Origin of the sequence: Nostoc sp. DedVER02 (assembly GCF_034530675.2) — a bacterium.
In the GTDB taxonomy this organism is placed as follows: Bacteria; Cyanobacteriota; Cyanobacteriia; order Cyanobacteriales; family Nostocaceae; genus Nostoc.
Genome location: NZ_JAVRCP020000001.1, coordinates 133,204 through 146,753, shown reverse-complemented (window position 1 = coordinate 146,753; position 13,550 = coordinate 133,204). Strand labels below are relative to the sequence as shown.

Below are 13,550 nucleotides of genomic sequence, written 5' to 3'. Positions count from 1 at the left end.
TGATGACATATTATTCTTTAGGTTTTGGCACTGCACCGATCCTCGGTCGCATTAGTAAGCGCCAAAGTTGGACAGCTTTAGATAAGGCTTATACATCAGGCATTCGTCACTTTGATACAGCGCGCTCCTATGGTTGGGGTGAAGCCGAAGAATTACTGGGTAATTTTCTCTCTCAGCATCCCCGTGAGAGCTACACACTCGTTAGTAAATGTGGTATTCTCCCCACACGCCGATCTCTACTAAAGTCTTTTGCTAAGGCGATCGGTCGTCCCATTTACCATTTTCTACCTGCAAGTCGTCATCTTGTCAAGCAGATTGCAGCTAATAGTTTTCAGCCGACTCACATCTACGATGTTGAAACCCTGAGATTCAGCTTTGAACAAAGCTTGAAAGCACTACGCACAGACTTTTTAGATGTTCTGTTGCTTCATAATTATCAACCTGAGCGATCAGGATTAGAAGCAGTTGTAACATGGTTTCAGCAGATGCAAAAGTTGGGTAAAATTCGACGTTATGGCTTCAGCATTGAAGGCGATTTACTAGCTGGACTACAGCATTTAGATGAAGCTGGCTTGCTTGAGGAATCCGTGATTCAAACTCCCATGTGTTCAGAATTATTTGCCTTACCGCAGCATCTACACCATGTTTCCTTCTTTGTTCACTCTCCTTTCCGGTTTCTGCAAAATCTTCATGAGTTAAATCCCACTCATGAAGCAGATATAATAACTCTCTTTGCTCAAATGCTTGCCACTCTTAACGAAACTATTACTTGTGAGGTCGTGATTGCCTCAATGTTTACATCCGATCACATCCAAGCCAACAGTCGCGCCGCCGTTCTAGCTGCACAAATCTCTCCTGAAACTGTAGCCGCATTTCGGAATGATGTTATCGATATTTTGATTTAGGCTAATAATGTTAAGGCATCTATGCTAGAGAAAATTACTCCTCTCATCCTTACTTACAACGAATCCCCAAATATTCATCGCGTCATCGATCGCCTGACTTGGGCAAACAAGATTATTGTTATTGACAGCTATAGTGATGATGATACTGGAGAAATTCTGCAAAATTATCCTCAAGTTGAAGTCTTCTATCGAAAATTTGACTCATTTGCCAATCAATGTAATTATGGTTTATCAAAAATTGATACTACTTGGGTTCTCTCTCTAGATGCTGACTACATTCTCAGTGAAGAATTAATTGATGAAATTCAATATTTACCAGAAGAAATTGAAATTAATAGTTATATTGTGCCATTTAAATACTGTATATTTGGAAAACCTCTACGCGGTACATTATTACCACCACGTAAAGTTTTATATCAGCGAAAAAAAGCGATTTACCAAAATGATGGACACGCACATCGCGTAATTGTAGAAGGAGATTCTAGAGAACTTTTAGCTTGTATTTACCATGACGACCGTAAACCCCTCAGCCGTTGGTTGTGGGCGCAGGATCGCTATATGGTGATTGAAGCTAAAAAAATACTACAAACTCCAGAAAGTCAACTCAGTTTAGGCGATCGCATCCGTAAACAAAAAATCCTCGCTCCCTTCATCATTTTAATTTATTGCCTGATCCTCAAAGGTGGTATTCTAGACGGCTGGCATGGATGGTATTATGCATTACAGCGTGTACTTGCAGAAATTCTCCTAGCAATTAGGCTGATAGAAGCCGAAAAATTTCCAAATTAAATGTTGGAATTTGGAAGTGTTTTTTTGAACTTATACCTATCAAATTTAAATATTAAATAACCTATGAATTTCGCAGAACAACAAGAAATCGAATTGCAGCGACGCTACTACGCCGAAACAGCCTATGAGTACAACAAAGTCCACGTTAACGAAAACGAAAAGGACGAACACTTTCTGGCATTAAGTCTGATGGTAGCAGCGTTAGATTACCTTGAAATTCAGTCTATTTTGGATGTTGGTTCAGGAACAGGGCGAGTATTAAACTACGTTAAGAAAAAACGGCCTAATATCCAGATACTTGGCATAGAGCCAGTTAAGGAATTGAGGGAAATAGGATATTTAAATGGTTTATCTCGGGACGAACTAATTAATGGTGATGCAACTCAGATTAAGTTTGATAATGGACAGTTTGATCTAGTGTGTGAATTTGGAGTATTACACCACATTAAAAAATCCCAAACAGCAGTATCTGAAATGCTACGAGTTGCCAATAAAGCAATATTCATATCAGACTCTAATAATTTTGGGCAAGGTTCACCATCGGCTAGGTTCATCAAACAACTAATAAACGCTTTTGGCTTATGGGGTTTTGCGGACTTCATCAAAACTAAAGGGAAGGGGTACACTATCTTAGAAGGCGATGGGCTAACTTACTCTTACTCAGTTTTTAATAACTATAAACAAATTAGACATCATTGCCAGAGTGTGCATCTTTTCAATACCAACGGTGCAGGAATGAATCTCTACAGAACAGCAAGCCATGTCGCTTTACTGGGAGTCAAATAATCAAAGACACAGTGCTGCTGATGTAAAAATAATCTTCAAAATTTGTCTTATTGGCGCACCTAAGCAAGCCGATAGATTGGAACCATACTAGGATTGAGTTCGACTCTGGAGGTGATGCTTCAACTTGTCTTGTCCAAGATGCTACCAGAAACTCTTTTAGCAATTTGTCTATTTTAGTATGAAAAATTGTAATGACTAATCAAAGTTTTAGACTGTTAGACAAACTCTCCATAGCTGAAATCAAACGTGATAGCAAACTATCTATAGGACTAGATTTTTTAAGAGCGATCGCAACTATCGAAGTTCTTGTTGGTCATCTTAGAAATTTATACTTTGTTGACTATAACCAGATTTCTATTCAAACCAATCTTTTCGTAAAATTTTTCTATTTTATAACTGGCTTTGGTCATCAAGCAGTTATTGGTTTCTTTGTTCTCAGTGGTTTGTTGATTGGTAACTCAGTTTTCAAGACGTTACAACAACATAAATTTACCTGGAAATCATATCTGATAGCTCGTCTATCACGACTGTGGATTGTTTTAATACCAGCATTACTCCTCGGTCTTACTTGGGATCTAGCAGGTAACTTCCTCAGCCAAGGAGAGTCTATTGTTTATTCAGGTCATCTGGGCACAAATATTATTGTTCAACCAGTTGTAAATAGTATCAGCCCCTCTATATTTCTAGGTAATGTATTTTTCCTACAAAATATTTACTTTCCTACCTTAGGGTCAAACGCAGCACTTTGGAGTCTAAGCCACGAGTTATGGTACTATATAACCTTTCCAGTTATGATGCTGGTAGTTATTAATTTGCAAAGATTTAATCAATGTCTTATCTATACAGTTGTTTTTTTATTTTTACTTTTTGGGATGAAACTTAGGAGTGATGAAGGGTTCTTAATATGGTTATTAGGGAGCTTAGTTTTATTAATTTTTCCAAATAGAAAATTACCACAGCAATATCAGTTGTATTTTTTATTATTAGCATATAGTTTGGTTATAATGACTCTAATAGCGATTAGAATTAATGTCCTTAATAGCCATAGTGATTTGATTTTAGGAATTGTTGTTTCTATTCTAATTCTAGTAATGTCTTTTCAACAAGAAAAAGGAAATAAAAATGTTATTAGCATAATTTCACTTTGGATTTCTAACTTTTCATACACAATTTATTTGACGCATCTCCCATTTTTAATATTCATTCTATCTTTGATAATTAAGGATGAAAGATGGCAACCTGACACTCAGCACTTTTGCTATATTTTGATATTATTATTAATAACTCTCTTATACGCAAGAATCGTATACTTATTAACTGAGAAAAACACACCTCGGATTAGAAACTACTTAAAAATCGCTCTTTCAAGAACAAGGTAATCCAATTCTAGTATTTATACATTTTTGTTGCAGTTTTTAAAGAGAGCATCTTATGATAAAAAAACTAATGTAATGAATTTTGAGTAACTAAATAAAATGTTACTTAAATATAACTTGAATATTTCAAGCACTGCTTGCCCATAATAATATTCCACACAATTTTTAGTATCCGATCGATTTAAATATTTCAACTGTTCAAACTTTAACTTAATCATTATGAATATTCTCGGAATTAACGCTTACCACGGTGATGCTTCAGCTTCTCTCGTCCAAGATGGACAACTGATTGCCGCAGTTGAAGAAGAACGGTTTAATAGAGTTAAACATTGGGCTGGATTTCCCGCAGAATCTATTCGCTATTGCTTAAAAGTTGGTGGCATTAGTGTAGCAGACTTGGATCATGTGGCAGTATCTTTTAACCCCAAAGCTAACCTAAATCGTAAACTCCTTTTTACTCTCAAACAACGTCCTTCCTTATCATCACTTTTAGATCGGTTTAACAAACAAAGTAAATCTACAAGTCTTAAGCAACAGTTAGCAGAAGCTTGTTATTCTACACCTGAAGAGATTCGGGCTACAATCCATAACCTGGAACACCATACAACTCACTTAGCCAGCGCCTTTTTCATTTCACCCTTTGAAAAAGCAGCCATCTTGTCTATTGATGGTATGGGAGACTTTGTGAGTACTTTAGCAGCTGCTGGTGAAGGAAATCATTTAGAATACTTCGATCGCACTCACTATCCTCACTCCATTGGTTATCTTTACAACGCCATCACCCTTTACTTAGGTTTTCCTGCTTATGGTGATGAATATAAGGTGATGGGATTAGCACCTTACGGTGAACCAGAATATTTGGAAGCGTTTCGGCGAATTATTTATCCTAAAGGTGATAGTTTTGAGTTGAATTTAGATTACTTCAATCACCATGAGCAAGGTATTGCCATGAAGTGGGAAGATGGAGCGCCCATTGTTGAACCTTTCCACAGCCCAGAATTAGAAAAATTATTGGGGCCGGCGCGAAATTCTAAATCAGAAGTTACCCAAAAGCATCAGAATATTGCTGCTTCTGTGCAAGCGGTGACGGAAGAAATCATTTTTCATTTAATTAACCGATTGAGCGATCGCTACAAGAGTGAAAATCTCTGTTTAGCGGGTGGTGTAGCAATGAATTCTGTTGCTAATGGCAAGATTACTCAAAATACTCCCTTTAAGAATATCTATATTCCAGTGGGTGCTGCTGACAATGGTACATCAATTGGGGCAGCCTTCTTTATTTGGAATCATCTACTCAAGCAACCACGTAATTTTGTTTTAGATCATGCTTATTGGGGTTCGGAATTTTCTGATGAAGAATGCTTACTAGCATTGCAAGCGCACGATTTGCAACCTCAAATCCGAGATCGGGAAGCACTGCTACACCATGTTGTTGACGCGCTTTGTGAAGGTAAAGTAGTCGGTTGGTTCCAAGGGAGAATGGAGTTTGCTGCTAGGGCTTTGGGTAACAGATCCCTTCTCGCCGATCCGCGTCGTGCTGATATGCGGGATATTATCAACCTGAAAATCAAATTCCGGGAAAAGTTCCGTCCCTTTGCTCCCAGTATTTTGGAAGAACGGGTAGGGGAATTTTTTGAGGTTGATGAACCAGCGCCATTTATGGAAAAAGTCTTTAAAATCCGTCCTGAAAAAAGAGAGCAAATTCCGGCTGTCACCCATGTTGATGGTACTGGACGTTTACAAAGTGTCAGCCGCCAAACCAATCCCCTCTATTGGGATTTGATTAATACCTTTGCTCAACGTACTGGTATTCCCATCGTTTTAAATACGTCTCTCAATGAAAATGAACCGATTGTTCGGACACCTACAGAAGCGATTCAGTGCTTTTTGAGAACTCACATGGATGCATTGGTTTTGGGTTCCTATTATGTAGAACGCAAAGATATTAAATCAGAATCTAAAGTATAGGTGAAGCGATCGCGCATTCATGAGCAACAAGATTCCCGACTTCTGTGACAAGTCGGGAATCTGGGGGTTTGCAAAGTACACAATTACGTCGTTACGGAATATTTAAAAACATGTATAATTTATAGCCAATTATAATATTAAGTTTTCAGTAAAAGGAATTACAAATATCTTAAAGATATAAAGAATCCTAAGTAAGATAGGAATTACACTTGATATATAGTGTAAAAACCCTGAGAAAAGAAATTTTCTTTTTATAGTGCTTATGGATTTAATAGTTGAAAATTTAGCCGCAATTGATGATAAACTTTCCCAGCGTCATATCGACCTCGATCCCGGTGGATATTTCATTATCTACTTGGATAGAGACGCACGGTTAATTTATGCCAAGCATTTTACAAATGTGATTGATGAGCGTGGTTTAGCTATCGATCCAGAAACGGGTAAGGTAATTCCGGCGCGAGAAAAAGTAGAACGAACTTCCACAACAGTTTTTAGCGCGAGAACGGCGAAAGAACTTTGCGTCAAGATTTTTGAAGAAACTCAGCCCTCTCCTGTTACCCAGTTAGATCATGCAGCTTATTTAGGTAGAGAATTTCTTCGGGCTGAGGTGGCTTTAATAACGGGACAAGAGTATGTTCAAGATTAAAGTTAGAAGTGAGGAGTTAATAGTTAGAAACTCCTAACTCTTCACTTTCTTATTACCCATCAGATGATGGCTGATTTATCTGATAGATGTAGTAAGTCGCCATTGGGATAACGGTGGCGGCAATTAACAATCCTACAACCCAAGCAGTAGCGTTACCTTGGTTAGTTTCTTCTGCTTTCTTGTAGGTTCCTTCTACCTGTACATTGTCAGTGATTTGGGGTGGCCCGGGATCGGCTTTTCCAGAAAGGACGGCAACAAGGCGATCGCTCGCATCAAGGAATGCCTGGTTGTATTTGTTACCATCGCGTAACGGCACACTTACTGTTTCAGTAGCTACACTCTCGGCAATGGAGTCAGTGAGTAGAGGTTTGACTTTATCCCCAGTAATAATGGCAGTACCATTGGTAACTGTATCAATAACTAATAAGGTTTGATTAGCTTGGGCTTCTTTTGTGGGAAACCATTTTTCAAACAACTCTTTAGTGAAGCTTTCTGGTGTTTCACCATAGTCGAGGCGGCGAACAGTTACAATTCTAACTTCCTTGTCTGTTTGCTTTGCTAAATCTTCGAGAGCGCTGCTAATCTTGCCTTCATTCAGACGGCTGATGACTTCAGCTTGATCCAAAACCCAGGTGTTATTTCCTGCTGTGAGGCTGGGTATTTGATACACACCTGTGGCTAAAGCAGGTGCGGCAAAAAGCGTTGCTGCTAATATAACCGTCACCAATGGTAGAATCAGCCTAATGAGGTGTTTTTGACTGCTAAATACTTGTTTGAGGAGTTGTTTCATCTTGCGATCCTTAAGGCAGACTTGCACCAAAAATACTACAGAACCACTGCAAAAATCACCTCATTCCCGATTTTCTCCAATATAAAATTTATGCCCCTGTCAGCAGGTATACATTTTAAGGGATTTTTTGATTGCACAAACTTGTTCTGAGAGCGGTTGCAAGCATTAAATTGACAAGAAATACCGCCCATTTTGGAAATTAACCCAAATACTTAGGGCGGAATTTGCAAACCATCTTGAAATGATATCGTATAATCAATGTTTTTTGCAGAATCTAGCATAAGTTTTCATCTCTGCAAGTAGCTTTTCATGCTGTACCCATAAATGGGTGATATCTGCATTTTTCTGATTAGATATTTTAGCTATTTAGCTAAAAATATATCAATATAATATACATGACTATAATTTTAACTAACGACGATGGCATTGATGCCCCTGGTATAAAAGCTCTAATCAAAGCTGTAAACGGCAAAAATTTTATTATCGCTGCTCCTGCCGATCATCAGTCTGGCTGTGGACATCAAGTTACTACCACTCGCGCCATCAACCTCCAGCGACGTTCTGAGACTGAATATGCGATCGCAGGCACTCCCGCCGATTGTATCAGAATTGCTATATCACAAATTAACGCAGATGTCAAATTTGTGCTTTCAGGTATCAATGCTGGGGGAAACTTGGGAGTCGATGCCTACATTTCTGGCACTGTTGCTGCTGTGCGGGAAGCCGCAATGCACGGTATTCCTGGTATTGCCATTTCTCACTATCGCAAAGCCAAGCAAAATTTTGATTGGGATATAGCCGCCAAATTAACAGTTGAAGTTTTAGCAGACTTACTCAAGCGTCCCCTAGAACCGGGAAGCTTTTGGAATGTGAACCTACCGCATCTGCAACCAGGAGAACCAGAACCAGAATTAGTGTTTTGCCAAGCCTGTAACAAACCTTTACCCGTGAACTATCGAGTTGAAGGCGATAATTTTTATTATGTAGGCGAATATAGCAAACGCGATCGCACTCCTGGTAGCGATGTAGATGTATGTTTTTCTGGTAATATCGCGGTAACTCAATTAAGAGTTTAACAATTGAATCAAAAATCCAAAATTGGTATTACTCATTTAACGCTTCTTGAATTAAGGACATATTTCAAGCTTTTGAAAGAAATCTGGTAAAGTTTCAGTGGCGCTGAACACTGATTTTCCAAAAAGGAGAAAAATATGCAGTTTCTCAAAATTGTTCTTGTAACCCTCGTGCTGATGGTGAACTTAGTAATTGCTCAACCCTCTTGGGCTGGCAAAGATTTTACCAAAGGGGCTGACTATGCTGAGGTAACTCAGGCGCTCAATCAGCTTCTAACTGTAAAGGATACACCTGAGCAAGCTGGCTATACACCTGAGCAATTCCAGCAGCGACTAGCACAATTGCAGTCTCAGAAAAATATCATACAAACAGCTAGAAAGCGGGCGCAGTGTCGCAATGAAACTGGAAAGACTTTAGCTGTCTATGCCAATAAACCAAAAAAATCTCCAACTCAACTCTACTTTCTGGGTGCAGGAACAATCACTGATGATGATTGGGATTGCGATGGTATTTACTTACCCGCAGGTTCTCAAGTGGTTTTAGGCCCGAATACTCAACCACAACAACTGACTGAACCAATCGCCGTCAAGTTTGTTGATGGTACACAGTCTATTGCTAGAACTAATCCACTCACTGGCGCAATTGAATTGAATATTGAACCTGCCAAAGTATTCAAGGCGGGTGAGAGTACTTGGTTGCTCCCCACTTTCTCCCAAGCAGATATCGATACGCAAATTCCTACCCCACAACTCATTGACTAATTTCATTTAGAGAATTTAAAGTCCCCTTCAAAAGGGGGCTTAGGGACTATAGGAATCCGGTTTGATTTGGAGAAAATATCCGTAGGATGTGAGCGCAAAGAGTACGGCATCAAACCCATGATAATAGTGCGTTACGAACTCCGTTCTAACACACGCTACAATACCTAATTTCGTTCAAAAATCAAATAGGAATCCTATATACAAGTATTTGATACATTATTAGCAGTTTTTAAAAGAAAATTTTCCAACATTGAACAATCAACTTTTAATTAAGGAAAAATTACAAGCCAAGCTTGAGAAGATTCAAGCTAACAGCGATGGTTCTCCCGTTACCGATTTGCAGCTAGAGAAAACCTTAGCTGAAGAAATTGAACAATTGACGACGGAATTAGAGAGCGTAAATCCTAACCTATATCCTCTTATTAACGCTACTTTTTTGCTAGAAGGAGCTTGGCAACTGCAATATTCCACAGCCAGAGAAATCCGTTCTTTAGTTTCTCTGCCATTGGGATTAAAGCTTGGTAAAGTTTATCAAGTGATTGATGTTGCAAATAAATTGTTTTTCAATCTAGCTAAAGTTAAACATCCTCTGGGGTTAGTATCGGGATATGTCAAAGTAACAGCTAGCTTTGAGCCAGCCAAAGAAGATTTAGAACCTCCACCGAACAAACGCATCAACGTTTATTTTGACAAACGCTACTTATCGATTGAGAAAATTTTTGGTATTAATACTCCCCAACTCAACCCATTTAAGGTTGTCCCAGCTAATAATCCTAATGGCAGAACTGCCACACTAGACATTACTTACTTAGATGAAACCTTAAGAATTGGACGTGGAGGAGATGGTAGTTTATTCATTCTTAGTAAATCCGATGATTTAACTAACTTAATTTCCTCAATTTGAAATTATTTGTGCCAATGAATGAATATGGCTCTCTCAGTGACGCATCTTTTCACCAAAGTAAAACCACGTTCTGCGATGGTAGAGCTTAAAACATTAAATTTAAAGGTAGGTTATGGTATAGAAGAAGATATTAATGCCGATTTGATAAGCCCCAGACAAGTTTTAATTGTTCGGTATGAAGATATTTTAGACTTATCAATTCAACCAGGAGAATTGCGAGAAAATATTGTGGTTGCAGGTATAGAGTTTGATAATTTTATTCCTGGATCTCTGCTAAAATTTGAAAGTGGTGCAGCAATTCGTCTAACTTTTCACTGCGAACCTTGTAAACGAATAGCCCACTTAGTACAATCATTAAAAAGCATCCAAGGCAAAAGAGGAATCTTAGGTGTAGTTATTAAATCAGGTAAAATCCAGGTTGGTAGTAATTTTCAAATTCAGGCTGATAAATTCCCAGCATTATCTGAAAATCCTTATGAGCGATTCCTAAATTTTATCATCAAAATCCCTGCTGGGAAAGTAGTTACATATAAACAAATAATTAAAGGTATAGGAGTTGATAATAGTTATTTAAGAGCTATTCCTACATACCTAAAAAAAACCTCGGCTGCTGATTATCCGCTACATAGAATATTAGACTCTAAAGGTTATTTGATAACTTATGTGAACCAACAAAAAAATAAGTTAGAAGCTGAAGGAGTTAAGGTTTTATCTGAGTTAGATTTATTAGGTAATTTAAATAAAAGTTTTGTAGATGTTGAAAATTATATATGGAATAATAAAAATATCTATTTAGAATAGATGTCTAAGTCATATTTTTTTGAAAAAGCCTTTTATTCTGTAGACTATCTACGTAAGTAAATTTTAAAATCAAAATAAAATACTATAATTTTAACTTTTAATTTGTCTAGATGTAGCTTCCATAAAGTCGAGAAAAACTTTGATCAGCTTATGGATTCCTTCGCTACCTCCTGCAATTAAACCTCCTGTTAGCAATGCATCTAAACAACGAAAAATAATTACTTGAATCGGATTATCGAAATCAACAATTACAAGTGGCTCAATTGAGCGAATACCGATTGCGCTCATTAAAAGACCGAATAAAAGAGATGTCCATAGAGCAATTATTCGTGTCTCAGATTTATAAGCTGCTTTTTGGCGCTCTTTTTGATTTAAATCATCCATTTGGGGCTGAAATATTTTTAATGATTCTTGTTGGTTTTGTGTGAAATTTTGGATGATTTGCTGTTCTAAACTCATTCCTTCGGGCGGTAATCCACTGATTTGAGTTGATTCTAAAGAAGGAAATTGTTGCTGTTGAACTTCCATAAGTCTTATTTTTTCAGTTAGTAAAGCCTTTTCTTGCTGAATACTAATATCTAATTGTTCGACAAATGGGCCTCGCCAAGTAGTTATAAAAACTTCTAAAGAGCGCTCTAACAATAAAGAAATAAACAATAGTAATGTGAGTAATTGGATAATATCATTAACTCCAAATGGTTTTAAAACAAATGGTTTAGATGATAACCAAGTTGAGACAGTTACTACTAAAAAACTAATAATAATTAAGACAATAAATAGAGGAGATTCTGAAGAAAGCTTTTGCAACGTATCTATGCTCCTGTTTCGCTAACACAGCCTGGAGGTGAGAACTACACCTGCTGAGTAACTTAACAACGTTAATTTGAGCGAACAGTAAATAATTTCTCGCTCGGCCATTTTTCTAGGAGGATAATGCGGTATGCCACACGCTTGATGTTTTGTGACACCAGACGCGATAAATCGCCGTCTCTACAAGAGCGATCACACATTGGTCAATTACTTAGGACTTTCATCAAATATTGTGTCAATGTAAACGCATCTACACCCAATTCAGTACGCTCTTGGGCGGCTATTATACCAGCTTTGGAATGCCACCAAGAGGCAGTTGCCACAATATCTTCTACAGGAATCTGTTTAGTTCCTGCTTGCGCCAACAATCCACCCAGTAGCCCAGTTAGCACGTCACCGCTACCGCCGCGTGCCAAGGCGGGTGTACTTTCAGGAATACTCCAAACATCACCTTGAGGGTTTGCGATCGCAGTTCTCGCCCCTTTCAACAAGACTACAGCCCCACTTTGTACGGCTGCTTCCCGTACTGCTTTGATCCTGTCATTGGCATCAGCCACATCAGGAAACAATCGCTGGAATTCGCCAGCGTGGGGTGTGAGTATAGTTACGGCTTGACGTTTTTTTAACGTGGCGATCGCTCCCATAAGTGCCAAGATATTTAAACCATCGGCATCGAGAATCAAAGGGCGATCGCTTGCGATGACTTCTTGAACAATAGGAGTCGCATCTCGTGTTAAACCGGGGCCACAAGCGATCGCATTAAAGGAACTCAAGTCAGTGCTTTCTGGTAATTGTAACTGAGCGATGGCTCCGCCAACACCTTCGGTGAACGCTCCAGTTTCCGTTTCTGGACAACCGACAATTAGCGCTTCCGGTAAGTGTGACACCAAAAGAGATTTCAGCGATTCGGGTACGGCAATGGAAAGCATCCCTACACCACTGGCCCTAGCACCCAAACCAGTTAAAATTGCTCCACCTGCATAGCGCCGCGAACCGCAAATCAGCAGTAAATGCCCTTCCTTATATTTGTGGGTAACTGATGGGCGAGGTAAGGGTAAAGTAGCAAGTGCCGTTGCTGGTGTAATCCGTTTAATTCTGGGTGCATCTTTGAGAACAGCTTCCACATCAGCTAAAGGAATATCAAAATCGATTAACTCAGCTTTGCCGACATATTCCAGCGCCCGATCTTGGAAAAAAGCTAGTTTCCATAGACCCAAGCAAAAAGTATGAGTAGCGCGAATAGCAGTTCCCAATACAACGCCAGTGTCAGTGTGCAAACCTGAAGGTAAATCGATACTATAAATCGGCACAGATAATTCATTTAGCTGATTAATTGCAGAGGCGATGGGATCAGTCAGGTTTTTTTCTAAACCAAACCCAAACAAGCCATCAATTAACAAATCAGAATCTGGAAGTTGCTCAATTGTTTGATAAATGGGAATGCCCAAACTTTGAGCATACTGTAAGTGATGCGAAGTTAACTCTTTAAGCTTAGAAAAAGGAGAATAAATCCAAACTTCATATCCGCGAAAGTGTAATTCACGGGCTACTACTAAAGCATCTCCGCCATTATGACCAGGGCCGACAAGAATTCCGACACGAAATCCTCCTACCTGCGGCTTTAATAAAGTGTTTGAAGCAACATAGCCCTGCTTTTTAAGAGGAGTTGGGGGGATCTCTTCAATCCGACGGGCAATTAATCCCGCCACCTTTTCGATTAAGGCGACTACAGGCATTCCTGCTGCAAAGATCCGATCTTCAATATCGTGCATTTGCCCAGCAGTCACTATTACTTGCGAAATTTTTTCTTGCCTGTTCTGCATCAGCCCTAAGTCCTGTTAGCGGTAGCGGGGTATTTAGCCCGTGCTGAGTTATAAGTTTCAGATTTATTGAAACTTTAGCAGATTTCACACAATTCTTTTTAAGGTAATTCCAAATAA

General features: G+C 38.8%; 13 protein-coding genes. 10 read left to right on the top strand and 3 right to left on the bottom strand.

What is annotated here, in order from left to right:
• Positions 1–2 precede the first annotated feature (2 nt).
• The 6 genes from RMZ41_RS00620 to RMZ41_RS00595 all read left to right on the top strand — a co-directional run bounded on the left by RMZ41_RS00620 (position 3) and on the right by RMZ41_RS00595 (position 6,470).
• Entirely contained in the window at positions 3–905 is a 903-nt protein-coding gene (locus tag RMZ41_RS00620) for an aldo/keto reductase (protein WP_322643526.1), read from the top strand.
• A gap of 21 nt (positions 906–926) precedes the next feature.
• A complete protein-coding gene (locus RMZ41_RS00615) occupies positions 927–1,694 on the top strand; it encodes a glycosyltransferase family 2 protein (RefSeq protein WP_322643525.1) in 768 nt (255 codons plus the stop codon).
• 63 nt (positions 1,695–1,757) lie between these two features.
• Entirely contained in the window at positions 1,758–2,480 is a 723-nt protein-coding gene (locus RMZ41_RS00610; protein ID WP_322643524.1) for a class I SAM-dependent methyltransferase, read from the top strand.
• Between the two features lie 191 nt (positions 2,481–2,671).
• A complete protein-coding gene (locus tag RMZ41_RS00605) occupies positions 2,672–3,859 on the top strand; it encodes an acyltransferase (RefSeq protein ID WP_322643523.1) in 1,188 nt (395 codons plus the stop codon).
• 216 nt (positions 3,860–4,075) lie between these two features.
• On the top strand, positions 4,076–5,824 hold the full coding sequence (locus tag RMZ41_RS00600) for a carbamoyltransferase (RefSeq protein WP_322643522.1): 1,749 nt from the start codon (positions 4,076–4,078) through the stop codon (positions 5,822–5,824).
• A gap of 262 nt (positions 5,825–6,086) precedes the next feature.
• Positions 6,087–6,470 (top strand): DUF4346 domain-containing protein, encoded by a 384-nt coding sequence (locus RMZ41_RS00595; protein ID WP_322643521.1) that lies wholly within the window; start codon positions 6,087–6,089, stop codon positions 6,468–6,470.
• A gap of 52 nt (positions 6,471–6,522) precedes the next feature.
• On the opposite strand, the gene psb32 is transcribed toward RMZ41_RS00595, so the two are convergent.
• The gene (psb32, locus tag RMZ41_RS00590) at positions 6,523–7,260 is read right to left on the bottom strand and encodes a photosystem II repair protein Psb32 (protein WP_322643520.1); all 738 of its coding nucleotides are present in this window, start codon (positions 7,258–7,260) and stop codon (positions 6,523–6,525) included.
• A 395-nt stretch (positions 7,261–7,655) separates the two neighbouring features.
• On the opposite strand from psb32, the gene surE reads away from it, so the two are divergent.
• From surE to RMZ41_RS00570, 4 genes are all read left to right on the top strand, one after another.
• Positions 7,656–8,336 (top strand): 5'/3'-nucleotidase SurE, encoded by a 681-nt coding sequence (surE, locus tag RMZ41_RS00585; RefSeq protein ID WP_322643519.1) that lies wholly within the window; start codon positions 7,656–7,658, stop codon positions 8,334–8,336.
• A 135-nt stretch (positions 8,337–8,471) separates the two neighbouring features.
• Positions 8,472–9,095, top strand: a complete 624-nt coding sequence (locus RMZ41_RS00580) for a hypothetical protein (RefSeq protein WP_322643518.1) — start codon at positions 8,472–8,474, stop codon at positions 9,093–9,095.
• Positions 9,096–9,345: 250 nt separating this feature from the next.
• Entirely contained in the window at positions 9,346–9,999 is a 654-nt protein-coding gene (locus RMZ41_RS00575) for a PAP/fibrillin family protein (RefSeq protein WP_322643517.1), read from the top strand.
• A gap of 24 nt (positions 10,000–10,023) precedes the next feature.
• A complete protein-coding gene (locus RMZ41_RS00570) occupies positions 10,024–10,800 on the top strand; it encodes an MGMT family protein (RefSeq protein ID WP_322643516.1) in 777 nt (258 codons plus the stop codon).
• Positions 10,801–10,890: 90 nt separating this feature from the next.
• On the opposite strand, the gene RMZ41_RS00565 is transcribed toward RMZ41_RS00570, so the two are convergent.
• Positions 10,891–11,607, bottom strand: a complete 717-nt coding sequence (locus RMZ41_RS00565; protein ID WP_322643515.1) for a hypothetical protein — start codon at positions 11,605–11,607, stop codon at positions 10,891–10,893.
• Positions 11,608–11,813: 206 nt separating this feature from the next.
• Positions 11,814–13,433, bottom strand: coding sequence for an NAD(P)H-hydrate dehydratase (locus RMZ41_RS00560; protein ID WP_322643513.1), 1,620 nt, complete (start codon positions 13,431–13,433; stop codon positions 11,814–11,816).
• Positions 13,434–13,550 lie beyond the last annotated feature (117 nt).

What these genes read in the sequence shown, in the direction of transcription:
- RMZ41_RS00620 (WP_322643526.1), top strand. Translation starts at nt 3, where the DNA reads ATGACATATTATTCTTTAGGTTTTGGCACTGCACCGATCCTCGGTCGC.
- RMZ41_RS00615 (WP_322643525.1), top strand. Translation starts at nt 927, where the DNA reads ATGCTAGAGAAAATTACTCCTCTCATCCTTACTTACAACGAATCCCCA.
- RMZ41_RS00610 (WP_322643524.1), top strand. Translation starts at nt 1,758, where the DNA reads ATGAATTTCGCAGAACAACAAGAAATCGAATTGCAGCGACGCTACTAC.
- RMZ41_RS00605 (WP_322643523.1), top strand. Translation starts at nt 2,672, where the DNA reads ATGACTAATCAAAGTTTTAGACTGTTAGACAAACTCTCCATAGCTGAA.
- RMZ41_RS00600 (WP_322643522.1), top strand. Translation starts at nt 4,076, where the DNA reads ATGAATATTCTCGGAATTAACGCTTACCACGGTGATGCTTCAGCTTCT.
- RMZ41_RS00595 (WP_322643521.1), top strand. Translation starts at nt 6,087, where the DNA reads ATGGATTTAATAGTTGAAAATTTAGCCGCAATTGATGATAAACTTTCC.
- psb32 (WP_322643520.1), bottom strand. Translation starts at nt 7,260, where the DNA reads ATGAAACAACTCCTCAAACAAGTATTTAGCAGTCAAAAACACCTCATT.
- surE (WP_322643519.1), top strand. Translation starts at nt 7,656, where the DNA reads ATGACTATAATTTTAACTAACGACGATGGCATTGATGCCCCTGGTATA.
- RMZ41_RS00580 (WP_322643518.1), top strand. Translation starts at nt 8,472, where the DNA reads ATGCAGTTTCTCAAAATTGTTCTTGTAACCCTCGTGCTGATGGTGAAC.
- RMZ41_RS00570 (WP_322643516.1), top strand. Translation starts at nt 10,024, where the DNA reads ATGGCTCTCTCAGTGACGCATCTTTTCACCAAAGTAAAACCACGTTCT.
- RMZ41_RS00560 (WP_322643513.1), bottom strand. Translation starts at nt 13,433, where the DNA reads ATGCAGAACAGGCAAGAAAAAATTTCGCAAGTAATAGTGACTGCTGGG.